The organism is Flavobacterium panici, from assembly GCF_024499525.1.
Lineage (GTDB): Bacteria > Bacteroidota > Bacteroidia > Flavobacteriales > Flavobacteriaceae > Flavobacterium > Flavobacterium panici.
Genome location: NZ_CP100437.1, coordinates 2468335 through 2494089, shown reverse-complemented (window position 1 = coordinate 2494089; position 25755 = coordinate 2468335). Strand labels below are relative to the sequence as shown.

11 protein-coding genes, 2 tRNA genes and 3 rRNA genes are annotated in these 25755 nt (G+C 36.5%); 3 read left to right on the top strand and 13 right to left on the bottom strand.

The annotated features are described in order from the left end of the window. Positions 1–217: 217 nt before the first annotated feature. The 6 genes from NLJ00_RS10900 to NLJ00_RS10875 all read right to left on the bottom strand — a co-directional run bounded on the left by NLJ00_RS10900 (position 218) and on the right by NLJ00_RS10875 (position 9506). Entirely contained in the window at positions 218–3088 is a 2871-nt protein-coding gene (locus NLJ00_RS10900) for a glycosyl hydrolase 115 family protein (RefSeq protein WP_256637182.1), read from the bottom strand. Positions 3089–3271: 183 nt separating this feature from the next. Beyond that, positions 3272–4432 (bottom strand): mannonate dehydratase, encoded by a 1161-nt coding sequence (gene uxuA / locus NLJ00_RS10895; RefSeq protein WP_256637471.1) that lies wholly within the window; start codon positions 4430–4432, stop codon positions 3272–3274. Positions 4433–4545: 113 nt separating this feature from the next. Continuing rightward, entirely contained in the window at positions 4546–5283 is a 738-nt protein-coding gene (locus tag NLJ00_RS10890) for an SDR family NAD(P)-dependent oxidoreductase (RefSeq protein ID WP_256637181.1), read from the bottom strand. Positions 5284–5456: 173 nt separating this feature from the next. After that, positions 5457–7610, bottom strand: a complete 2154-nt coding sequence (locus tag NLJ00_RS10885) for an alpha-glucuronidase family glycosyl hydrolase (protein WP_256637180.1) — start codon at positions 7608–7610, stop codon at positions 5457–5459. A 295-nt stretch (positions 7611–7905) separates the two neighbouring features. Beyond that, positions 7906–8934, bottom strand: a complete 1029-nt coding sequence (locus NLJ00_RS10880; RefSeq protein ID WP_180856796.1) for a LacI family DNA-binding transcriptional regulator — start codon at positions 8932–8934, stop codon at positions 7906–7908. Between the two features lie 134 nt (positions 8935–9068). Next, positions 9069–9506: a PepSY-like domain-containing protein gene (locus tag NLJ00_RS10875; protein ID WP_256637179.1), complete on the bottom strand. Its 438-nt coding sequence runs from the start codon at positions 9504–9506 to the stop codon at positions 9069–9071. Positions 9507–9809: 303 nt separating this feature from the next. Between NLJ00_RS10875 and NLJ00_RS10870 the strand changes: the two genes are divergently transcribed. Further along, the gene (locus tag NLJ00_RS10870) at positions 9810–12002 is read left to right on the top strand and encodes a tetratricopeptide repeat-containing sensor histidine kinase (protein ID WP_256637178.1); all 2193 of its coding nucleotides are present in this window, start codon (positions 9810–9812) and stop codon (positions 12000–12002) included. 12 nt (positions 12003–12014) lie between these two features. Then, on the top strand, positions 12015–12656 hold the full coding sequence (locus tag NLJ00_RS10865) for a response regulator (RefSeq protein ID WP_256637177.1): 642 nt from the start codon (positions 12015–12017) through the stop codon (positions 12654–12656). A gap of 1 nt (position 12657) precedes the next feature. Here NLJ00_RS10865 and NLJ00_RS10860 read toward each other — a convergent pair whose 3' ends face one another. Further along, a complete protein-coding gene (locus tag NLJ00_RS10860) occupies positions 12658–13575 on the bottom strand; it encodes a PorP/SprF family type IX secretion system membrane protein (RefSeq protein ID WP_256637176.1) in 918 nt (305 codons plus the stop codon). Positions 13576–13578: 3 nt separating this feature from the next. Beyond that, positions 13579–18786: an HYR domain-containing protein gene (locus tag NLJ00_RS10855; protein ID WP_256637175.1), complete on the bottom strand. Its 5208-nt coding sequence runs from the start codon at positions 18784–18786 to the stop codon at positions 13579–13581. A gap of 167 nt (positions 18787–18953) precedes the next feature. Between NLJ00_RS10855 and NLJ00_RS10850 the strand changes: the two genes are divergently transcribed. Further along, positions 18954–19970, top strand: a complete 1017-nt coding sequence (locus NLJ00_RS10850) for a proline-specific peptidase family protein (RefSeq protein ID WP_256637174.1) — start codon at positions 18954–18956, stop codon at positions 19968–19970. A 310-nt stretch (positions 19971–20280) separates the two neighbouring features. Here the strand turns inward: NLJ00_RS10850 and rrf are convergent. From rrf to NLJ00_RS10825, 5 genes are all read right to left on the bottom strand, one after another. Then, a 5S ribosomal RNA gene (rrf, locus tag NLJ00_RS10845) occupies positions 20281–20390 on the bottom strand. Positions 20391–20571: 181 nt separating this feature from the next. Further along, positions 20572–23453 (bottom strand): 23S ribosomal RNA (locus NLJ00_RS10840). Between the two features lie 137 nt (positions 23454–23590). After that, positions 23591–23664 (bottom strand) — tRNA-Ala (locus NLJ00_RS10835). 156 nt (positions 23665–23820) lie between these two features. Next, positions 23821–23894, bottom strand: a tRNA-Ile gene (locus NLJ00_RS10830). A gap of 122 nt (positions 23895–24016) precedes the next feature. After that, a 16S ribosomal RNA gene (locus tag NLJ00_RS10825) occupies positions 24017–25530 on the bottom strand. Together the 16S, 23S and 5S rRNA genes with 2 tRNA genes alongside form the textbook arrangement of a ribosomal RNA operon. Positions 25531–25755 lie beyond the last annotated feature (225 nt).

Genomic DNA, 25755 nt, shown 5'->3' with positions numbered 1-25755 from the left:
AGGCGTTTCGCTTGTTTAAACAAACATAGTCTTTCTCAACGGAGACCTGACAGGTTTTTAAAACCTGTCAGGTCTAAATACGCTCACCGTTTTGTCATTTCGACGTAAGGAGAAATCGCACTCGGGATTCGACAAAGATTGGCGACATTCTGTACGGAGTTTCTAGTGCGATTCCTCGTTCCTCGGAATGACAAACAGAACGTAGTATTTTAAAATATCATTTCTTCCTAAAACTCTCCGACGGCCCCAAATACGACTCCAAGACTTTACCTTCTTCAGTTTCAATTACAATTTTCTGAAGCACTAAAGCCGGATCAATTCCGTAAAACTTTAAAACATGATTTCCAGCCTTTTCAATTGTATGCGATGATGTTATTATTTTGATATTATTCGCAACAGATTCAGCCCAGGCTTTCTCTGAATTATCTTGATTAAAATTGATTATTTGAGGCTTTTCATTATCAAAGGCAATTCCGTATTTCAAGCCGTCACGAATCGTAAAATTAATAGTTGGAGAAAAATAGGCATTTACTTTTATCTTTCCTTTACTAAAAAAATGAATGTCATATTCCAATCTTGGTGATTGCTCTGAGATTTGAATAGGTTTTATATTCGAAGGTTTTAAAGTAACGCCAGATTCTGTTTTACCTAGATTTGGAATTATAATCCATTTTACTAAATCCGAATTTATGGCTTTAGAATAATTTTTACTTTCTATTGAAATGTAACCGTTATTTTCAACAAAGCCCTGAACTTTACTCGAATCAATATTATTGGTATTTAACTCAACTTTATACTTTTTATCATCTGTTAAAATTGTAAACTCAGCTTTAGTTATTCCTTTTGCAACTTTTTTCCAGTCAATATTTATTAGAATTCTTTGTTGAGCATGAATTGTTCCTTTCATTAAAGAAAATAAAATCCAATTGTTTTTATTTTCAATATTAAGCTGAAAAGATTTTACTCCACGATTAAATAAATCAATATAAGACGACTTGTTTTCAAGAGAATTAAAAGTTGGCAGAACAATTGTTTTATTATTATTTGAATCATAAATCTCATCACTGCCTTCAACCGTAATTCCTGGATTTGATGCAGTATCGTAAAAAACAACTTTTGTATTTGGAATCACATTTTTATCGGGCTGCTGCCAATTATCATAACCAATATGTGTCTGCGACATCATATGATTCCATTTTCCCTTTGATAATTGAGTATGATAAAAATTCGTCAACTGAATGTCTTTCTCAAACAACTCTTTTACTTTTTTATCATATAAATTGGTAGAATCTCTGCCCTGACTTGCGTATAATTTATTTTTAGCCGCAGCAACATACAATTCATTTAAGTTAGCACTTGCCAAAACTGGAAATAAAACCAATTGATAAAAAGCATCTTTATATTCCAGCTGCAATTTTTCGTTGATTGAATTAGCTTTCTGAACTAGTTTTTGATAATCTTCTACAACCTTTTCTGCTTCATTATAATTTGTAATGCTGTACGTTTTTGAATCTAATAGTTCAGGTTTTCTGCGGGAATTGTATTTGGTGTATAATTTAAAAATTTCAGCAATGTCAGCTGTGTTTTGATCTCCAAAATTTTCTTTTGCCCAATTCACATAATATTGATCTAAATTTCCAGCATTAAATTTTTCAGGATTCCACGCCATATCTAAGAAAAATTCTATTGGAAATTCCATTGGTTTAATGTCACCCACATTTACAATCCAGATTTTATCAACCCCGTATTGATACGCCAAATCCATTTGTTCCCAAACTCTTTCAATTTGATTCGTGTTGATCCATTTGTAATTTCTTGGTCCGCCAACGTAATCGTAATGATAGTAAATTCCGTAACCGCCTTTTCTTGGCTTTGAATTGAGTTCTGGGAGTTTGCGGATATTTCCCCAATTGTCATCACACAACAAAAGCGTAATATCATCAGGAACTGTCATTCCTTTGTCGTAATAATCCTGAACTTCTTTGTAAAGTGCCCACATTTGAGGCGTTTCTTCGGCAGGTTTTTTCGTAACTTCTGCAATGATATTTCTTTGTGTTTTTACAATATTTTCTAATAAATCAATTGCAGTCCCTTCGGTCATTGGTTCGTCCCCGTCGCCACGCATTCCAACAGTTACAATGGTTTCGTTATTTTCCATTCTTTTAATTCCATCTTTCCAAAACTTAATTAAAGCTTCTGAATTGGTATTAAAATCCCATTTTCCGTTTGCTTTTCCCCATTCGGCGTGAGCTCTTGTTAACGGTTCGTGATGCGAAGTTCCCATTACAATTCCATATTCGTTGGCTAAAAAAGCGTTCTGCGGATCTTCTACATAAAACATTCTGCCCCACATTGCCGGCCATAAATAATTGCCTTTCATTCGCAGAATCAATTCAAAAACTTTATCGTAGAATTTCGAATTAAATCCGCCAAATTTTTCAAATGCCCAGCCAGATAAAGCCGGAGCTTCGTCGTTTATAAAAATTCCTCTGTATTTTACTTTTGGTTCTCCCTGCGAATGAATTCCGGGTAAAACATGTAATTCCGATTGTTTTTTGACCGGAACATCGGCCCAATAATACCAAGGTGAAACTCCAATTTGATTCGACAAATCGTAGATTCCGTAAATTGTTCCTCTTTTGTCTGAACCTGCAATTACTAAGGCTTTTTTAATTCCTTTAAACGGATTTTCTACAATTTGTGTGGTGAATTTTTCCCATTTTCCGAGAAGTTGGTTTGCATCAATTTTCCCCTTCTTAACTAATTGATTAATGATTTCGCTTTTTCCGAGTGTTCCTATAATCACCACAAAATCTTCCGCTTCTGTAATTTTATTGATTCGTTTTGGATGCAAATCTGAAACCTGAAAAATGTCATTTTCTAAATGTCCTGCCACTTTTAAAACGCCTGAGAAATCAGTTGCGCTTACTAAAATCGAAGCGGTTTTCCCTTTTGAAACCAAAGGAAAGTTTTCGGCGGAAGCCTGATTTACTATGTATTTCTCTGGGTTTATGGCATACGATTTTGTGCTTAATCCGATGAGGAAAAGCAGTAAAAACTTATATAGCAACTTAAAATTTAAACACATATAGACATAGTTTTTGTTTATCTGTAAAAAGGCGTTTCACTTGTTTAAACAAACATAGCTTTCGCCAGTTTTGTCATTTCGACGTAAGGAGAAATCGCACTCGGGATTCGACAAAGATTGGAGACATTCTGTGCGGAATTTCTCGTGCGATTCCTCGTTCCTCGGAATGACAAATAGAACTTATTATTTCAATTTATAAGCAATTCCCATTTCTAGTCCCCGTAACTCAGCAAGACCTTTTAATCTTCCTGTCAAAGAATATCCCGGATAAGTTTCTTTCGTTTCATCAACTAAATGCAGAAAACCATGGTCTGGGCGCATTGGCAGGCTTATTTTTGTCTTGTTCATTAACTGCAATAATTTCTCTACGATAATTTCCATATTGACATCGCCGTTTAAATGTTCTGATTCTCTAAAAATAGTTTCGCCTTCGCGGATGGTATTTCGAAGATGTAGAAAATGAATTCGGTCTCCAAAATCGTCTATTATTTTCTCCAGATTATTTTTTGGATCGGCACTTAATGAACCTGTGCAATAACACAATCCGTTTGCTGTTGATGGAACTGCATTGAAAATGGCTTTTAAATCAGCTTCTGTTGAAACAATCCTAGGAAGTCCTAAAACCGAAAACGGCGGATCGTCTGGATGAATGGCTAATTTTGATCCTGTTTCTTCTGCTATCGGAGTTACTTCTGATAAAAAATAAATCAGGTTTTCTCTTAGTTTTTGATTGTCGATATTCGCATAATTATCTAATAAAGACAAAATTTGTTCTGCTGTAAAATTGATTGTACTTCCCGGTAATCCTAACAGAACATTTTTAAACAATAATGCTTTTTCCGCTTCCGAAAGTTTATTGCCGAAATTCAAAGCATTTTGTTTTTGAATTTCCGTATAATCATTTTCGGTGTTTGGTCTTTTTAAAAGAAAAACATCAAAATAGGTAAACGCATCCTGATTGTACAACAGTGCTTTACTTCCATCTTCATTGATAAAATTATGATCCGTGCGTACCCAATCCAGAATGGGCATGAAATTATAGGTGATGATTTTGATCCCGCATTCTGCCAGATTTCGCAAACTGATTTTATAATTTTCAATGTATTGCAAATAATTTCCTGAGGCTCTTTTGATTTCTTCATGAATCGGAAGACTTTCAACTACAGTCCATTCCATTCCGTAATTTCGAATGATTTCCTGTCTTTCTTTTATATCAGCAATTGTCCATATATCGCCAACGGGAATTTGATGCAAAGCGGTTACAATTCCTGTTGCTCCGGCTTGTTTAATATCGATTAAACTTACGTTGTCGTTTGGTCCGAACCATCGCATGGTTTGCTGCATTTTTATCATACTACCTATTTTTTGCCACGAAGGCACTAAGTCACAAAGTTTTTCTCTTTAAAGTTTTTTAAAATAAAACTTTGTGACTTAGCGACTTTGTGGCATTTTCACAATTAAAACCCAATACTGTTTCCGCCATCAACTGGCAAGACAGTTCCCGTTGTATATTTTGATTCGCTTAAAGCGAAATAGTAAACTGCATCTGCAATGTCCGAAGGTTCTCCTAAAAAGCCCATTGGTGTTCTTCCCAATACTTTATTTTTTCTTTCCGGATCGTTATCCAAAGCTGTTGATGACATTTTGGTTTTTATAAATCCCGGTGCAATACAGTTTACACGAATACCAAACTGAGCCAATTCTACCGCCATTGCACGTGTCATCGATTCAATCGCGCCTTTACTTGATGAATAGGCAATTACTTTTGGGATTCCGTATTGCGAAGCCATTGAACTGATGTTGATAATGCTTCCACCGCCGTTTTCTTTCATGTTTTTTACGACTTCTCTACTTACAGCGAAAACGCTTAAAAGATTGGTATGGATTATCGTTAAGAAATCTTCATCGGTAACATCTGCAAATTCTTTTTTCATATTGATTCCTGCGTTGTTTACCAAAATATCAATTGACCCATTTTTTGCTATGTTTTCAATCATGGCTGGAATTCCTTTCAAGTCATTTAAATCGAATATTACCGGAATGGCATTTTCTCCAATTTCTTTGCAGGCTTCTTCTGTTTTTTCTTTTGTTCTTCCGATGATGTAAGTTGTGATTCCGTTGTCACATAATTTCTTTGCGGTTGCAAATCCTAAACCCGAGTTTCCTCCGGTTACTATTGCTGTTTTTTTATTCATATTTTTAAAATATATTTTTTGGTATTTGGTACGCGGATGGTACGGATTCGCTATCGCGAAAACGCTGATTTACACGGATTTTTTTTGTTCTTTTTTTATTGGAAAAAATCCGTTTTTTTCCGTGTCTTCGCGATAGCGAATCCGTTTAATCCGCGTTACATTTACTGAATTTATTATCCATTTCCTGGTGCAAACGGGAATTTTAATGATTTAAAATACTCTAAAGTTTGGGTTGGTTTTTCAACTCCGGCAGGAAGTTCTTTTCCTGAAAATTGCTGAAAATATAATAAGCAGGCATCTCGCCACCATTTTGCTTCTTTCTGCTGAATTTCGAGCAGCATTTTAACTTCATTGAAACGTTCGCTGTCAACATATTTTTCTGCTTGATTCCAAACGTTTTGCATCTCTTTGACTTGATTTACGCCTTCTTGATATTTCAATGCTAAACCATTCCAAAGCGTTTGGCCATTTGTTAATTTATAATCCCATGAAACGTGGTGGAACCATAATAAATCTTTTTCCGGACAAGTTTCTATGTTATCAAAAAGTTTCTCTATTTCTGGCGCATATTGCGAAGTAGCATTGGTTCCCGACTTTGATCTGTCAAAACCAATTCCGTTTTTATCTGCTTTATGGTAATAAGTCGGGTTCCATTCTGGACGTGATAAATTAGAAACCCACGGTCCTGGTCCGTAATGATGTCCGGTATCCATAATATGATGTAAACCAAGTGGTGTCATATAATTTACAACGGCTTCACGCGATTTCATCATCATAGCTGCAACTGGTTTTATGAAATTTTCATCGTTTGAAAAAGTACATCTTAACCATTCATCGGCAATGGTTTCCGAATCTAAATACGGATTCCAAGCTAATCTTCCGAAGCCGTACCAATTGGCTTGTGCAAACGGATGTCCAGTCCAGTTTAAATCGTTCCCGATGTTGGTAACGCCTGCAATTCCGGTAAGTTTGTTTTGATATAAAGTGCCGTCAATGACTTTGGCAACGGTTGAACCTTTTCCTTTTTGATAGGTATCTGATTCTAAAACTTCCTGAAATAATTTTGGCAGAAAAACCAAGTGTGTGCTAAAACCTAAGTATTCCTGCGTGATTTGAAATTCCATCATTAAAGGCGTTTTTGGCATGGCGCCAAATAACGGATGAAACGGTTCTCTGGGCTGAAAATCAATCGCCCCGTTTTTTACCTGGACGATTACATTTTCCTTGAATTTTCCGTCATATGGCTGAAATTCGGCGTAAGCTTGTTTTGCACGATCGTTTGCGTCGTGTTCGGAATATACAAAGGCTCTCCACATAATTATACCTCCAAACGGGGCAACGGCATCGGCAAGCATATTTGCGCCGTCAACATGATCTCTTCCGTAATTTTGAGGGCCGGGCTGACCTTCTGAATTGGCTTTTACTAAAAATCCGCCAAAATCAGGAATTCGTTTGTAAATTTCAGCTGCTTTATTTTTCCACCAATTCATCACTTCAGGATCTTTTGGGTCAGCAGTTTTAAGGTTTCCTATTTCAATTGGTGCTGAAAATCTTGCAGTTAAATAGACTTTTATTCCGTAAGGTCTAAAAACATTCGCTAAGGCTTCGACTTTTTCTAAATATTGCGACGTTAAGATTAAAGCATTTGCATTTACATTCGTCAAAACTGTTCCGTTGATTCCTATTGATGCATTTGCTCTGGCGTAATCAATATAGCGTTGATCGATAAAATCAGGCAATTTCTGCCAGTTCCATACAGAGAAACCTGCATAACCGCGTTCAACAGTTCGGTCGAGATTATCCCAATGATTTAGGATTCTGATATTTGTTTTTGGTGAATCGGTAATATTTAAGTTTTGAATTGATTTATTGGTTTGCATCAATCTTAAAAAATTAAAAACTCCGTATAAAACAGCTACATCATTTTTTCCTGAAATTATAAGCTGTTTTTTATTTTTAAAAGAAATTGTTTTAATCATAAAACCTTCGTTATTTATTTTGCCGAAATCTTCTTTTAAGGCTTTTTGTAAATCCGGATTTAAAGAATTTTGAGAAGCTATAATCAGATTGTTTTCTCCTTTTATTTCTGATTTTATTTCTAGTTTATTTCCCAACATATCGGCAATTCCGTTTTCTAATTCTTTTACGTAAATCTGAGAAGTTTGGGAATTTCTTAAAGAAACAATTCCCTGAATATTGTTTTTATATTCTAAAGCAATTTTTGAATTAGTTATTCTGTCATATTGAAGCCATAATTTATAATCCTTTTGAGCAAATGCCGAAAAGGAAATCGAAAGAAACAGAAATACAAATCTTACTGAAGTCATTTACTAATTAGTTTATTCTTAAAAACTTTCATTTTACAACATCAACATTTTGCATTTGAATCTTACTATTTGATAAAAATTTAATTTAAAAAATGTATTATTCTAACAAAACAACAATTGCAATCGGTTGCGTAAAAATATAGGATTGTTGTTTAAGAAAAAAATTTTAGTTCTCTTTTTTTCAAAAAATATATTTCTGTAACAAATAAAAGCAGGATAATTATAAAAACTATCCTGCTTTAGAGGGTTTGAATTCAGTGTTTGAATTCAGTGTTTAAATCCTAAATTTTATATTTTATTTTTGAGAAGATTCTCTTGCCAGTACTTCTGTATTTAAAAAGGTGATTTCTTTTGCATCATCATTTTTAGATGATTTCAAATTTTTGATAATAATTTCGGCTGCCGCTTTTCCCATTTTTTCGGCAGGATGCGTAATTGTCGACAAATTAGGATCTATAATCTGTGAAATTGGGTCGTTATTAAAACCAATTACTTTAAATTCTTCGGGCACTTTTATGCCTCTTTTTTTAGCGGTCTGCACGGCACTTACGGCTAAAATATCTCCGGGAGCAAATAGTCCGTCGGGCATTGGTTTTAAATCAAATAAAGCATTGCTGGCTTTTACTCCATCTTCGTAGGTAACTGAATTTAAATTAATTATCAATTCTTCTTCTACAGTAATATTATGATCTTTTAAGGCTTCTATATAACCCCTTTTTCTTTCATTATAAAGATTTCCTAATTCTGAACCAGCGGTTAAATGTGCAATTCGGATACAGCCTTGTTCTATAAGGTGTTTTGTGGCTTTGTAACCTGCTGTATAATTGTCGATAACGACTCTAAAAGTATTGTAATCTTTTGGAACCCTGTCGACAAATACTAACGGAATATTATTGTTTGAAAACTGATGGAAGTGTGCCGTATCTCTGGTTTCCATTGCAAGCGAACAAATTACACCGCTTACACGATTACTATACAGCGATTTAGCCATATTTACTTCTTCTTCGTAAGAGTCATGCGACTGCATAATAATTACGGTATAATCCGATTTTTGGGCTGTAATTTCGATTCCGCTGATTAATGATGATAAAAACGGCTGTGTAACGGTTGGAATTAAAACACCAATGGTTCTGGTTTTGTTTCCGCGTAAACCTGCCGCTAAAGTGTTGGGAACAAATCCCATTTCTTCGGCAGTTTTTTTCACTTTCTTTATCGTTTTGTCACTTATGGTGTGGTGGTCTTTTAAAGCGCGTGAAATAGTTGATGTTGCCAGGTTTAAACGCTCGGCAATATCGTAAATCGTTACATGTTTATTCTCTTCCATGAAATAAAAAATAGAAATGTAAATATAAACTATTTTCGTTCAAGATGTTCTTAACTATAAATTGGTGTTAAATAAAAAATTCCCGATTAAATCACAGGCTGATTTAATCGGGAATGTAAACCAATAAAAGATTTTTATTTGTCTTTTTCGTCTTTTAGAATTTTACCGTCTTTGGTAAATTCCAAATCGATTTTGTTTGTTAAATCAACATCTAAATCTTTGTGTCCATAGTCGATGTGCGTTATTTTTTCGTTCGGATGATTTTTGGCAACATACGCTTTGATATTATCCGGAATAAAATCGGTTGGAATTGGTTTGCCTTCTCCATCAACTTCACGATACGATCCGTCTTTCCAGAATTCTACTTCTGTTCCGTCTTTCAATATTACTTCAAAACCTTTTTCGCCGTGTTCTGCATCTTTTTTGGCGGTTACCACTGTGGTATGGCTAAAATGTTTCTTTAAAAATTCCTGTGCTGGTTTTGGAAGTTCTGTTACTTCGATTTTCTTCTGCGCACTGGCCGAGATTGTTAGGGTTAACAATACTATGGCTAAAAATATTCTATTTTTCATAATCGTTTATTTAAGTATAGTATTACTAATTTACTGCAAGAAAATCTGGCTTCAAATCTATTTAAGAAATTTTTAGTTTTTTTATACTTGTCAATTAACTGATTTACAAGCGTTTTTAATTTTGCTTTTTTAAAACAATTATATCACAACTTTGATTAAAAAATCTATTTTAAGAAACTGGTATTTAATTGTTTTGTGCTATTTTTACCTCTCTGTCAAAAATTGAACAGATTTCATAAACCCCAAGTTTACAAGGCTTTAAAAATTACTCTGATTCTGTTTTAGAGGACAAACCAAAAACGTATGGCAATCTGGTCTAAAAGACTTTTTTTATTGATTTTTCTCTTTTTATCATTCAGTCTGCAAGCGCAGATTGAAAATAAAAAGAAAACTTTTGTTTCCAGAAATTCTGTAGAGATTAAAGAGGATAAAAATACGCTGGCACTTTATGATTTATACAATAAAGGCGAAGAAAAAAAGGCGTATAAAAAAGCACATTCGATATTAAAATCGGGTGCGGCGGGAAATCGCTCCATAGCCAGAACCAATTTACTTCTTGCTTATTATTTTAATAAAAGGGCTATTATTGATTCTTCTATTTATTACACGAATCAAGCTTTAAAATTCAATACTGTCGTAAACGATTCTTTAAAAAACCGACTTTTTTCTCTTGGTTATAATTTACTGGCAATTAATTATAAAAAAAGAGGTTTGCTGAATGAAAGTAAAAAATGGCATTTAAAGGGTATTGAAGCTTCTCAGAAATACAATGAAAAAAATCTTTTTTATACGCATACACATGGTTTAGCGCAAACGTACAGCGAATTGGGCGATTATACCAATGCATTAAAATTGTTTAAACAATGCCTTGAATATAAAGATGATAATGAGATTATTCTGGGAAGTTATATTAATATTGGTGATATTTATTCGAAACTGAAGGATTATGAAAATGCGGGTATTTTTTATAAGAAGGGAAAGGTTCTTTGCGAAAAAACCAATAATAATCAGGGACGTGTTATTATTTTATTAGGCCTTGGCGAGAATTATCAACTACAAAATAAGCCTCAGGAAGCCTTAAAAATGTTTCAGGAAGGGCTTTTAATTGCTGATAAAAGTGAGCAGAACCAGTTGTCAATTGTATGCCGAAGCAGTATTGGCGATGCTTATATTTCGCTTAAAAAATATAATGATGCAAAATTGATCTTTTCTGAAGCGCTTCAGAAATCGGTTCATTTTGGACTGCTTCAAAATCAAAGTTATATTTATGATGAATTGCGAAAAATTGCGATTCAGCAGGATGATTATAAAAGTGCTTATTTGTTTTTTGAAAAATCAACTCACATTAAGGATTCTATTAATAAACTTCAGAAAATAAAAGAAATTAATGAATTGGAAATCAAATACAAAACAGCTCAAAAACAAAAGGAAATTGAGGTTTTGAAATTTGAAAATGAGACTAAAAAACTAACATTGGCAAATCAGGAAGAGGCGATAAAAAATATGCTGCTTCAGGAGGAAATTTCCAATAAAAATAATGAAAACACGATTTTGTCTTTTCAGAATTTATCAAATAAGAAACGAAACGAAATTTCGCTTTTAAAGAAGGATCAGCAATTAAAAGCTTTAGAAATCAATCAGCAGAAAAAAACAAAATTGTTTACTATAATTGCTTTTCTGATTTTATTATTACCTATTATTGGACTTTTATTTCAGTATTATAAACGTTTTAAGGTTCAGCATTTACTGAATATTAAGCAGGCCGAAATTAGTTCTCAAAAGATTGATGGAATCCTGAAAGATCAGGAATTAGAATTGATTAAGGCTTCGATTAGCGGACAGGATAAGGAAAGACAGCGTATTTCGCAGGAATTACATGATAGTATCGGCGGTAATCTGGCGGCGATAAAACTGCAGGTGAATCATTTAGATGTTTCTAATTTTTCGAATGTTCAGAAAATCAGCCTGCAATTGGATGAAACGTATCAGCAGGTTCGAAGTTTGTCACATACTTTGCTTCCGAAGAAATTCAGCCAAAATAAATTTTTAGAAGTTTTAGAATCTTATTTCAAAAATATCAGCGAGGCAAGCAAGATTAAAATTTCATTTATTCCGTATCCGAAAAAAGAGATTAATGATTTGGATGAAGATATTCAAATTGAAACGTTTAAAATTATTCAGGAACTTTTAACGAATACGATTAAACATGCAAAGGCTTCTGAAGTGGAAATTCAGCTGAATTATATTGAGAATATTCTAAATCTTTTATTTGAGGATAATGGTGTTGGTTTTGATACGGAAAAAAGTTCAAAAGGAATTGGCTTTATTAATTTAGAAACGCGAATTGATACCTTAAAGGGTTCGTTTGTAATTGATTCTAAATTGAAAAGAGGTACAATTGTTAATATTGAAATTCCGGTTTTAGAACCAAGATCAAAAAATAAAATTAAGGGAATTGATTTTAAAAATAAGCTTGACGAATTACAAAGTAACTAATATATTAGTTTGATGAATAAAATAAATTTACTTATTGCCGATGATCATACGATGTTCCTTCAGGGAATTATGTCTTTATTAGAAAAGGAACCGAATATTAGCACTGTTGATACGGCAATAAACGGGATCGAAGCATTGGAAATAATTAAAAAGGGTAATATTGATTTTATTATCCTGGATATCAGTATGCCGGAAATGGATGGTATTGAATTGAGTAAGATTCTGAAAAAAGAATATCCAGATGTAAAAATCCTAATTGTAAGCACGCACAGTAATGTGATGATGATTTCGAGGTTGATTAGAATTGGCGTAAATGGTTATTTACTGAAGAATGCTGAGAAGTCTGAACTTTTGAAAGCGATTAATACGATTGCTTCTGGAGAGAATTATTTTGCTGAGGAACTGGAAGAAAAACATCTTTCGAACAGTTCTAAAATTGAAAAACAGGTTTCGAATTTAACAGAACTGAGTTCACGTGAGAAGGAAATTTTGATTTTGATCGCTCATGAATATAATACGGCTGAAATTGCCGAAAAAACGTTTATCAGCTTAAATACGGTTAATACACACCGCCGTAATTTATTATCAAAACTGAATGCTAAAAATACGGCGGGATTAGTAAAATATGCGGTTGAAAATGGTTTGGTTGATTGATTTATTCGAATCCTTTACCCATTCGGTAATTTAAAACGAGCCCGAAAGTATCTGGAATTACTACATTATCAAAGGATTTATTATAGGTGCAGATTACTCTAAAATTATCTGAAACATGAAATCCTGCAAGAGCATTTATTGTATTTGAAGTTCGATAACCGCCTCCAAATTCGAATTTGTTTTTGTAGTTTGCTAATAAATTAAAATCGGCCTGAAAAGGTGATCCTTCCATATATTTTACTAAAACACTTGGGTTTAAAAGTAAATCTTCGCGACTGCTTGTAAAAAATCGATAGCCTAAATAACTGTAATATACATTTTTTAAATTGGTATTATTTTTTGAATTGAAGGCTTCATTTAACAAATTTGGTGCTGATAATCCTAAGTAAAATTTATTATAATTATATAAAAAACCTACGCCAACTGTTGGTGTAAAAGTGTGAATATTTTCTTGAAATTCCGGATCAAATTCTAATCCTAATTCGGTTAAATTTTCGTTATAAAGCATTGCTCCGGCTGTAACTCCAAACGAAATCATTTTTGAATTGGCTGATCTTTTCTCTCCTGCTTTATAATCTGAACCGTAATAAATTTTATACGAGTATGAAGTAAAAAAATTGGTTGTGTTTGTAACTCCAATCCCGTCGCGGGATATTCCGGCTGCTAATCCTAATCTGTCTGACCACGCTGATTTGTTTATGGAAAAATCAACATTTTTTGGACTTCCATCAAAAGAGTTGAAATATCCATTTGTGGTCATTGCAATATCTATATCTGAATAATATCCCGCATGTGCGGGATTTATTAAAACTGTATTGTAATTATAACTTGAAAAAACTGGTGTTTGTTGTGCGTAAGCCTTTTCTAAAAAAATGATTATGATGAGTAAGGCTACAATACTATTTATTATACTTTTCATGAATTAGCGTTTTAAAACAAGATATCCCTTGAGTTTTTTAAAGTGATGTGGTTGGTTGACACGGATTTCGAAGAAATAAGTTCCTTCTGGTAATTGATTGGCACCCCGATTTCGGCTTTTGTTGGCGATTCCGGTAAATACGTTTGATGTATTGTCGTAGTTTTCGGTTTGAAAAACTAAATCGCCCCAGCGGTTGTAAATCAAAACCTGATTGTTTGGATAATTTACAATATGATCGATTTGCCAATAATCATTTATTCCATCACCGTTTGGAGAAAAACCATATTTTGTTTCGTCTTTATCTTCTGGAACAACTGTTATTGTTACAAAATCTTCGGCTTCGCAATTGTATTCATTTTTAAAAACTACTTTATAGGTTGTGGTTGTTAAAGGTGCTGCAATTGGGTTTGCAATTGCATTATTGCTTAATCCATCTGAAGGGGACCATAAAAAAGTTCCATTTTCTGAAGTTACTGCTTCAAGGTTTACAGATTCTCCTTCTGTAATTTGCTGATCATTTCCTGCCTCAACTACAATTGGATTTGTAAATAGTTGAAAATAACAATCTTTTGAATTATTACTTTGATCTGAAACTGTTATTTTAACTGTCATTCCTGCTAAATAGTCACTTCCTGCTGCTGGATTTTGAACAATCGAAGGATTTGGATCCATGTTATCTGTTGCAGAAATCATTTTTGTATAATCTGGAATTACGGTTGTATTACATTCCACCATTTGATCTGTAAGACAGGTAAAAACAGGCACTTCATTATCTAATACAATATGTATCACAAAGGAACAACTGGTATCATTACCACTATTATCCGTAGTGTTCATAACTACATTCATTCCGTCAGAAATTGCAGATCCAGAATTTGGAGTTTGCGTTACCGTTAAATTTGAATCACAATTATCTGAAACTGTAACCATTGAACGATAATCTGGAAGTGACGTACCCACAAGCAGATTCTGATCTCCAATACAGGTTATAACTGGTGGAGTAGTATCTGCAGAGAGGCTGACAATAAAACTGCATTCTGAATATTGATTTGATGCATCTCTAGCGGTTACTGTAACGGTCATTCCGTCTGTAAAATCACTTCCCGCAGCTGGATCCTGAGTAATTACCGGCGATGGATCACATTCGTCTGTTGCTTTAACTAAAAGTGTATAGTCTGGAATTTTTGATCCACAAGCTAAAGTCTGGTTTCCGATACAGTTATAGATTAATGGCGGCGTAAAATCTTGTTCTGCCGAATGTACAACGAAGGTGCATTCGTCATAATTTCCTGATTCATCTGTGTATTTTATGTGTATTGAAATCCCATCATAGAAACGAGTTCCGGCTGGCGGTGTCATTTCTGCAGTAATATTATCACTACAATTATCTTGCAGATTCATTATAGGACTAAATGCGTAATTGGGGATAAATTCTCCACAATACAGTGTTACATTTGATGGTATTGTAAATGTTGGGGGTTTGGTATCCAGACCAGATGCATTGATAATTATACTGCAATTAGTGTAGTGTCCTGCATCATCATGTGCAGTAAAAACAATTTCCATTCCGTCATAAAAAGCAGTTCCTTCCGGCGGATTTTGCGTAAGCGTTACATTTGTATCAAGGTCATCTGTTACAGTTAGTAATGGAAGATAGTTAGGAACTTTTTCGCCACAAGCTAATAGTTGATTTCCCAGACAGGTTAAAACAGGTGCTTCATTGTCGATACCATCTGAAACAGTAAAAGTACAAGTTTGAAAATGACTGCTGGCATCGGTCACGGTTAAGGTTACGGTTTGTTTTCCTCCTGTAAAAATGGTTCCCGGAGCCGGATTTTGCTCGATTACAGGATATTCATCACAATCATCTGTAACTGTTATATTGTTTGTGTAATTTGGAATTTCGTCTCCTTCGGAAATAACTTCATTGGACGGGCAGTTAGCTATTACTGGTTTTTCGGTATCAGTTATATTTTTTCTTCCGTAAATAACATATACTCTTCCCGGATCCTCATTTATTTTTACAGAACCTGAAGAATTATACATAATACTGCTTCCAATAATATCATCAAAACCATCATTATTAATATCTCCGGTAAAATTAAATGATGTGTCATATCCTTTAGAAAATGTTAGTCTTAAACCGTCTTTAGCAGTAAAATTGAACATATTAATAGAACTTTTCCAGATCTCTCTACCGTAAATAATTACAGCACCTGAATTATTTACCGCAAAAAGGTAATCATCTATTCCATCTTTATTAAAATCACCAATGCTACCAGATTTACCTACTGAAGCGAATGAATTTTCTAATTTAAAACCGTTTGTACCGTCAAGATTGTTTAAATCTACTGAAGCCGGAAGACTGGCAGAACCAAAAAGGACAAAATCTTTATTGAATGCAATATCATTAAAGCCGTCATGATTAAGATCGCCTACTTTATTTATTCCTGAGTATTTTAAAGATGATGTTGAATGCTGTACAATAAAACCATTGCTGCCATTTAGGGTTGTTACATTAAATTCACTTGGAAAACCAGAGCTTCCGTAAATAATATATCTTTTCTCTCCATCATAAGTAGCCACAGCAATATCAGGAATGCCATCTCCATTAACATCTCCTAATCCTGTTAAAGAATTAGCAATTTTATCAACAGCAGGATCACCGGAAATTGAAAAACCATTGCTGCCATTTAACTCTGTCGATAATAATAAGGCTGGAAAAGGACCGCTTTTACCATAAATTATATGTCCTTTTTTTAATTGTCCGCTTCCAAAAACAGCGATATCATCAAAACCGTCATTATTAAAATCGCCAATAGGATCAATCCCTGCACCTATCGTTTCATAATATTCTGTCCCAGAAAATACAAATCCGTTATTTCCGTTTAAACCTGATAAAAAGAATTGAGCACCAAGACCTCCTGTTTTCCCAAAGATTATATAAACTGCACCTGCATCGTAATTAATATTTTGTTTGTGAGGTGCACTCAACATTATATCGTCTATTCCATCACCATTTATATCGCCTGCAGAAGCTACTACAGTCCCTGTTTTGTTATACCCGGTTAAATCTACATCATCACGAATAATAAACCCGTTCGTTCCATTTAAATCTTTTAAATGAACTGTAGGCGGAAATCCGGTGGTTTTACCATATACTATATATACACTTCCCTTTATTATTTCCTGTGTATTTTTAAAAGCTCCTGAAGAACTTCTTATATCTCCGACTGAGCTTAATATAAAATCTTGAATACCGTCATTGTTTATATCTCCTGCCTTATTTACACTAAATCCCGTTTGTATAAAACCTGTTTCTCCGTATACCACAAAACCATTTGTTCCATTTAATTCTTCCAACGAAAAATTTACTGTCTTACATGTTGGCGCTGAAGGAGGTGTTTTCAATTTTACTAAAAAACTACATGAATTTGTGTTTCCGGATAAATCAGTAACCGTAATCGTTACATTGGTATCTCCTTTGAATAAAGTCCCCTGAGGTGGGCTTTGAGTTATTACCAAATCATAATTACTGGTATACAGACAATTATCTGTTACATTAGGTAATAATGTAATATAATTAGGTAATGTTGAATTCACATAAAGTTCCTGATTGACAGGACACTCAATGATTGGCTTAACATTATCTATACGGTCTAAAGTTTCGCCGTAAAAAATATATGCGCTCCCTTTATCCCAATAATAATCTTCTTTTCTGGTAGATCCTAATATAAAATCATTTGTCCCATCATTATTAAAATCTCCGATTCCTGCTGCGTCACGTGCAAAAGTCTTATTAGAATAACCAACGAAATCATCAAAAATCTGGTATCCAACCGTATTTAAAATTTTATTTTCTTTTACAATTCCCGTAGCGGTATTTCCACCAAAAACAATATATAAGGCACCACTGTTTGAGATTCCTTCTTTAGAAGAAATTGCAATATCATCCTTTCCATCGTGATTAATATCTTTTACTCCAGCTACTGAAAATCCAAACTGATCATTGTATTTATTTCCTTGAAAAACTACACCTGTTGCTGGTGTTATACTTGTTATAGAAAATGAAGCCGGAAATGTATTCCTTCCAAAAACAACATAGGCTCCACCGACACCGCTAACTCCGTCAAGGTCTTTAAATGGAGCTCCTACTATAATATCATCAATACCATCATTATTAAAATCACCTGCTGATGCAACTGATTTTCCCATTCGGTTTTCCTTTATAGAATTGGTTATAATTGTTCCCTCTGATGCATTCAAAATATCCAAATCTATTATTGCAGGAAAACTTAAATTTTTACCGAATATCAGGACTACTCTTCCTGAATAAGGATTTGCTGGATCTTGAAAAGACGGAAATCCTAAAACTAAATCATCGATTCCATCATTATTTATATCTCCGGCATTGCGGCCAATACTGTCTCCATACCAAACTGCATATCCTGATATTTTAAAACCATTTGTACCATTTAATGATGAAGTGACTAAATCCGTAATACCTGCAGCTCCAAAAACAACATAATTATTAGTTCTTGCAGCGTAAAATTCAGTAATGATAATATCAGATATTCCATCGTGATTCACATCGCCAGCATAACTTACATCTATTATATATGTATTTGCTTCTCCATTACAGGTAATAGAAATTCCTTTTGTATTATCAATATCAGTTCTGTTGTAAAGTGGCTGAAACGTATTAGCTCCAAAAAATACTTGTGCGGTTGCCATCCCTTCCTCAGTATAATTTCCAATAATAATATCATCAATTCCATCATTATTAAAGTCACCAGCCGGGCTTAGCATAGTTCCTAATTTTTCCCCAGCGGCAACACCCCTAATTACAAAGCCATTAGTTCCGTTTAAGGCAGCAACATCAAAAGTTTTAAATGAAAATCCTGATCCGCCAAAAATGACATAAATCTCACCTACATCTTTCATTCCTCCAAAATCAATTCCCGGCGCTCCAATCATAATATCCGGTATACCATCATGATTGATATCTCCGGCACTTTTTGTTGTGTATCCCAGATCATCTTCATTAGCTTTACCTTCCAATAAAAATCCATACGATCCGTTTAAAACAGAAACCGGTATTTGAGCACAACCATTCTGACCGTTTGAAATCCATATTCCAGCGAAAAAAAACAGGAATAAGAAAATTTGAAACTTTGGTGTTATTTTTAAAATAGTTCTATTACTTTTCATTCTGCAGCTATATATTTTAACTTTTCACAAGTTGCAAAACTATAGCTCAACTGAATTTCATACATCACTATAAATAATGATTTTTCAATAATTTAAGTTAACACCATCATATTAATATTCATAAAGAATAATTTGTAATTTAGTCTAAACCCTTAAATTTTAAACATATGCGTTATACCGCAATCATTTCAATGATTATACTTTTAACATCTTGTAAAAATGAACCAAAATCTGATGTTCTTACCAATTATTTCACTTACAATCAAAATGATGTAGAATCAGCCGGTGTAAAAATGATTCCTATAAAAACACCTGTAGGTGAATTCAAAGTTTGGACAAAACGTTTTGGAAATAACCCTAAAATAAAAATCTTACTGCTTCATGGAGGCCCCGCAATGACACATGAATACATGGAATGTTTTGAAACATTTTTTCAACGTGAGGGATTTGAATTTTATGAATACGATCAATTAGGATCTTATTATAGTGATCAGCCTAAAGACAGCAGTCTATGGACAACTGACAGATTTGTAGATGAAGTCGAACAAGTTAGAAAAGCAATTAATGCAGATAAAGATAATTTTTATGTATTAGGAAATTCATGGGGAGGAATTCTTGCCATGGAATATGCATTAAAATATCAACAAAACATGAAAGGTTTATTGGTGTCAAATATGATGGCAAGTGCCCCCGAATATGGAAAATATGCTGATAATGTTTTAGCAAAGCAAATGAAACCCGAAATTTTAGCAGAAATAAGAGCTTTAGAAGCTAAAAAAGATTTTAGTAATCCGAGATACATGGAATTACTGCTTCCAAATTTTTATAAAGAACATTTATGCCGATTAAAAGAATGGCCAGACGGATTAAACCGAGCCAGCAAACATGTAAATGGAGAGATTTATACTATGATGCAGGGACCAAGTGAATTTGGTATTAGCGGAAGATTAGCAAAATGGGATATTAAAAATCGTTTACAAGAAATTACAATTCCAACACTTATGATTGGTGCCAAATATGACACAATGGATCCAAAAGCAATGGAAGAACAAAGCAAATTAGTCAAAAAAGGACGTTATTTATATTGTCCAAATGGAAGTCATTTAGCTATGTGGGATGATCAAAAAGTATTTATGAATGGTGTAATTCAATTTATTAATGATGTTGACAATAAAAAAATATAGTATGGGCATAAAATCCAATATACTGATTTACAAAACCTAAGTATCAATAGAATAATTATATAATTTCTCTTAGCGTAGCTGTCAGTTACTTTTTGCTTTTAGAATAAACAAAAATTTCGTTCTACGGCAGGAAATAATATCAATTTCGAATACTTCGACTTTAAATTACAAAATATTGCCTGCAGTTTCAAACGCAGGTAGTCTGGCACATATCTGTTAATATTAGTTTTTTAACCAAAAAAGAGTTTAGTTTCTAGAAGTATTATAAAACAAAAAATCCTCATCAAATACATGATGAGGATTCTTCAAAGAAAGGCGACGACATACTCTCCCACAATACTGCAGTACCATCTGCGCAGGCGGGCTTAACTACTCTGTTCGGGATGGGAAGAGGTGAGCCCCGCCGCAATAACCACCTTAAGGTTGTTAGTCTAAAGTCACAAGTCTTAAAGTTGTAAAGTCTTTCGACTTTTGACTTTAATCTTTCGACTTAAAGACTGCCCGCGACGGGCAAATATTTTAACATACTGAGATAAAGAAAAATAAGTTTTTGTTTAGAAAGTTTCCTCCCCTCTCGTCTGGGACGAGAGGGGAAAAGGTTGTACATAAGCTTACGGATTATTAGTACTACTCGACTATGACATTACTGCCTTTACATCTATAGCCTATCAACGTGGTCATCTTCCACGATCCTTAAAAGAAATCTCATCTTGTGGTGGGTTTCGCGCTTATATGCTTTCAGCGCTTATCCCTTCCAAACGTAGCTACTCTGCGGTGCCCCTGGCGGGACAACAGATACACTAGAGGTTTGTCCAATTCGGTCCTCTCGTACTAGAATCAGATCCACTCAAATTTCTAACGCCCACAGTAGATAGAGACCGAACTGTCTCACGACGTTCTGAACCCAGCTCGCGTGCCACTTTAATGGGCGAACAGCCCAACCCTTGGGACCTTCTCCAGCCCCAGGATGTGACGAGCCGACATCGAGGTGCCAAACCCCCCCGTCGATATGAGCTCTTGGGGGAGATCAGCCTGTTATCCCCGGCGTACCTTTTATCCTTTGAGCGATGGCCCTTCCATGCGGAACCACCGGATCACTATGCTCTACTTTCGTACCTGATCGACCTGTATGTCTCTCAGTCAAGCTCCCTTATGCCATTGCACTCTACGCACGGTTACCAAGCGTACTGAGGGAACCTTTAGAAGCCTCCGTTACTCTTTTGGAGGCGACCACCCCAGTCAAACTACCCACCAAGCAATGTCCCCCGCAGCGCGGGGTTAGGCCTCAGATAAACAAAGGGTTGTATTTCAACAATGACTCCACAACGCCTGGCGACGCCGCTTCACAGTCTCCAACCTATCCTACACATCATTTATCCAAGGTCAATACTAAGCTATAGTAAAGGTGCACAGGGTCTTTTCGTCCCACTGCGGGTAAACGGCATCTTCACCGTTACTACAATTTCACCGAGCTCATGGCTGAGACAGTGTCCAGATCGTTACACCATTCGTGCAGGTCGGAACTTACCCGACAAGGAATTTCGCTACCTTAGGACCGTTATAGTTACGGCCGCCGTTTACTGGGGCTTCAATTCAATGCTTCTCCGAAGATAACATCTCCTCTTAACCTTCCAGCACCGGGCAGGTGTCAGGCCCTATACTTCATCTTACGATTTTGCAGAGCCCTGTGTTTTTGATAAACAGTCGCCTGGACCTCTTCACTGCGGCCCCGATTGCTCGGGGCGACCTTTCTCCCGAAGTTACAGGTCTATTTTGCCTAATTCCTTAGCCATGAATCTCTCGAGCACCTTAGGATTCTCTCCTCAACTACCTGTGTCGGTTTACGGTACTGGTACTAATTACCTGAAGTTTAGAGGTTTTTCTTGGAAGCCCTTAGGCGCACTATCTCTTTGTCCGAAGACTCCGAGTACTATCGTATTTCACCAGTCTCTGCGGATTTGCCTGCAGAGCCTATAGCTAGGTACTTTAACGAACTATTCCGTCAGTTCGCGGCGCTTTCATCACTCCGTCACCCCATCACAGTAATTAGTAGTACGGGAATATTAACCCGTTAGCCATCGACTGTCCCTTTCGGGTTCGCCTTAGGACCAGACTAACCCACAGCTGATTAGCATAGCTGTGGAAACCTTAGTTTTTCGGTGTGCGGGTTTCTCGCCCGCATTATCGTTACTTATGCCTACATTTTCTTTTCTAACCAGTCCAGCATACCTGACGATACACCTTCAACCCTGTTAGAATGCTCCCCTACCACTTACAGTAAACTGTAAATCCATAGCTTCGGTAATACACTTATGCCCGATTATTATCCATGCTCGTCCGCTCGACTAGTGAGCTGTTACGCACTCTTTAAATGAATGGCTGCTTCCAAGCCAACATCCTAGCTGTCTGGGCAGACAAACCTCGTTCTTTCAACTTAGTGTATATTTGGGGACCTTAGCTGATGGTCTGGGTTCTTTCCCTCTCGGACTTGGACCTTAGCACCCAAGCCCTCACTGCTGAGAAACATTATATAGCATTCGGAGTTTGTCAGGAATTGGTAGGCGGTGAAGCCCCCGCATCCAATCAGTAGCTCTACCTCTATATAACTTAATTCAGCGCTGCACCTAAATGCATTTCGGGGAGTACGAGCTATTTCCGAGTTTGATTGGCCTTTCACCCCTACCCACAGGTCATCCGAAGACTTTTCAACGTCAACCGGTTCGGACCTCCACTGTGTGTTACCACAGCTTCATCCTGCCCATGGGTAGATCACACGGTTTCGCGTCTAACACTACTGACTAAAGCGCCCTATTCAGACTCGCTTTCGCTGCGGATCCGTGGCTTAACCACTTAACCTCGCCAGCAGCGTTAACTCGTAGGCTCATTATGCAAAAGGCACGCCGTCACCCCACGAAAGGGCTCCGACCGCTTGTAAGCGTATGGTTTCAGGATCTATTTCACTCCGTTATTCACGGTTCTTTTCACCTTTCCCTCACGGTACTGGTTCACTATCGGTCTCTCAGGAGTATTTAGCCTTAGCGGATGGTCCCGCCAAATTCAGACAGGGTTTCACGTGCCCCGCCCTACTCAGGATACCACTATCTATTACATTTATTACCCATACGGGACTATCACCCTCTATGGTGTCACTTTCCAGTAACTTCCGGTTCTGCATGCATAAAATCTCGTGGTCCTACAACCCCAGCATTGCCGTAACAACACTGGTTTGGGCTAATCCGCGTTCGCTCGCCACTACTTACGGAATCACTTTTGTTTTCTTCTCCTCCGCCTACTTAGATGTTTCAGTTCAGCGGGTTTGCCCACCTATCGGTGTACTATGTCTTCAACATAGTGGGTTGCCCCATTCGGGTATCTGCGGATCAATCAATGTGTGCTTGTCCCCGCAGCTTTTCGCAGCTTATCACGCCCTTCATCGCCTCTGAGAGCCTAGGCATCCCCCATACGCCCTTATTTTGCTTATTGTACCAATCTCGTTCTTAAAACGAGACCTTTTTTTTTGTTTTTTACAATAAATCGTAAAAAACGCTTTCTACTTTCTTATTATTTTCTTATCTCAATATGTCAATGAACTTTTATTATCTATCTTTACAGATAATCAGTGGAGAATAACGGAGTCGAACCGTTGACCTCCTGCGTGCAAGGCAGGCGCTCTAGCCAGCTGAGCTAATCCCCCATTTTTTAGTTGTCAGTTAACAGTTTTCAGTTAACAGTACTTAAAACGGTTACTCAACCTCTAAAATTTCCTTTTTTCTAAGTTTCAGTCTTTTTAATTTGTTCTTGTTTCTTATAATTTACAATTCATAATTTATAATTAACAATTCTTAAAAAGTAGTCCCGGGCAGACTCGAACTGCCGACCCCTACATTATCAGTGTAGTACTCTAACCAGCTGAGCTACGAGACTCTGTTTTACTTAAAAATTTATTATTTGAACTAACAGCAAGAGTAATATAATCCTCGATTCAAAACCAACAGGTTTCGCATCTTTTTTCCCCAGCGTGCATATAGCTAACACTAAGGCTCTAGAAAGGAGGTGTTCCAGCCGCACCTTCCGGTACGGCTACCTTGTTACGACTTAGCCCTAGTTACCAGTTTTACCCTAGGCAGCTCCTTGCGGTCACCGACTTCAGGCACCCCCAGCTTCCATGGCTTGACGGGCGGTGTGTACAAGGCCCGGGAACGTATTCACCGGATCATGGCTGATATCCGATTACTAGCGATTCCAGCTTCACGGAGTCGAGTTGCAGACTCCGATCCGAACTGTGACCGGTTTTATAGATTCGCTCCTGGTCACCCAGTGGCTGCTCTCTGTACCGGCCATTGTAGCACGTGTGTAGCCCAAGGCGTAAGGGCCGTGATGATTTGACGTCATCCCCACCTTCCTCACAGTTTGCACTGGCAGTCTTGTTAGAGTTCCCGACATGACTCGCTGGCAACTAACAACAGGGGTTGCGCTCGTTATAGGACTTAACCTGACACCTCACGGCACGAGCTGACGACAACCATGCAGCACCTTGTAAATTGTCTTGCGAAAGTTCTGTTTCCAAAACGGTCAATCTACATTTAAGCCTTGGTAAGGTTCCTCGCGTATCATCGAATTAAACCACATGCTCCACCGCTTGTGCGGGCCCCCGTCAATTCCTTTGAGTTTCATTCTTGCGAACGTACTCCCCAGGTGGGATACTTATCACTTTCGCTTAGCCACTGAGATTGCTCCCAACAGCTAGTATCCATCGTTTACGGCGTGGACTACCAGGGTATCTAATCCTGTTCGCTCCCCACGCTTTCGTCCATCAGCGTCAATCAACTGGTAGTAACCTGCCTTCGCAATTGGTATTCCATGTAATATCTAAGCATTTCACCGCTACACTACATATTCTAGTTACTTCCCAGTAATTCAAGTTCAGCAGTATCAATGGCCGTTCCACCGTTGAGCGATGGGCTTTCACCACTGACTTACTAAACCGCCTACGGACCCTTTAAACCCAATGATTCCGGATAACGCTTGGATCCTCCGTATTACCGCGGCTGCTGGCACGGAGTTAGCCGATCCTTATTCTTACGATACCGTCAAGTCCCGACACGTCGGGATGTTTCTTCTCGTACAAAAGCAGTTTACAATCCATAGGACCGTCATCCTGCACGCGGCATGGCTGGATCAGGCTTGCGCCCATTGTCCAATATTCCTCACTGCTGCCTCCCGTAGGAGTCTGGTCCGTGTCTCAGTACCAGTGTGGGGGATCTCCCTCTCAGGACCCCTACCCATCGTTGCCTTGGTAAGCCGTTACCTTACCAACTAGCTAATGGGACGCATGCTCATCTTTCACCGTTGTGACTTTAATTATAAAGTGATGCCACTCCATAATACTATGAGGTATTAATCCAAATTTCTCTGGGCTATCCCTCTGTGAAAGGCAGATTGCATACGCGTTACGCACCCGTGCGCCGGTCTCAAGCACCGAAGTGCTCTACCCCTCGACTTGCATGTGTTAAGCCTGCCGCTAGCGTTCATCCTGAGCCAGGATCAAACTCTTCATCGTATATTTTAATATTATTATTCGATGCTTACTCTAGTGGTTCTTTTCAAATCTTACGATTCTATTACTCTTATTCTTTTGTTCCGATTTGCATCGGAACGGCTGTCAATTCAATATGTCTACGAACGTGTCTTCTTTTTAACTTCGCTTGTGTTTCAAAGCGGGTGCAAAACTAAAACTTCTTTTTGTTTCTCGCAAGAAAAATTTAAAAAAAATTTGAAACTTTTT

Bases quoted from the DNA above. Each gene is read 5' to 3' on its own strand.
- uxuA (WP_256637471.1), bottom strand. From the start codon at position 4,432: ATGCAGCAAACCATGCGATGGTTCGGACCAAACGACAACGTAAGTTTA.
- NLJ00_RS10880 (WP_180856796.1), bottom strand. From the start codon at position 8,934: ATGGAAGAGAATAAACATGTAACGATTTACGATATTGCCGAGCGTTTA.
- NLJ00_RS10860 (WP_256637176.1), bottom strand. From the start codon at position 13,575: ATGAAAAGTATAATAAATAGTATTGTAGCCTTACTCATCATAATCATT.
- NLJ00_RS10885 (WP_256637180.1), bottom strand. From the start codon at position 7,610: ATGACTTCAGTAAGATTTGTATTTCTGTTTCTTTCGATTTCCTTTTCG.
- NLJ00_RS10900 (WP_256637182.1), bottom strand. From the start codon at position 3,088: ATGTGTTTAAATTTTAAGTTGCTATATAAGTTTTTACTGCTTTTCCTC.
- NLJ00_RS10890 (WP_256637181.1), bottom strand. From the start codon at position 5,283: ATGAATAAAAAAACAGCAATAGTAACCGGAGGAAACTCGGGTTTAGGA.
- NLJ00_RS10850 (WP_256637174.1), top strand. From the start codon at position 18,954: ATGCGTTATACCGCAATCATTTCAATGATTATACTTTTAACATCTTGT.
- NLJ00_RS10855 (WP_256637175.1), bottom strand. From the start codon at position 18,786: ATGAAAAGTAATAGAACTATTTTAAAAATAACACCAAAGTTTCAAATT.
- NLJ00_RS10870 (WP_256637178.1), top strand. From the start codon at position 9,810: ATGGCAATCTGGTCTAAAAGACTTTTTTTATTGATTTTTCTCTTTTTA.
- NLJ00_RS10875 (WP_256637179.1), bottom strand. From the start codon at position 9,506: ATGAAAAATAGAATATTTTTAGCCATAGTATTGTTAACCCTAACAATC.
- NLJ00_RS10865 (WP_256637177.1), top strand. From the start codon at position 12,015: ATGAATAAAATAAATTTACTTATTGCCGATGATCATACGATGTTCCTT.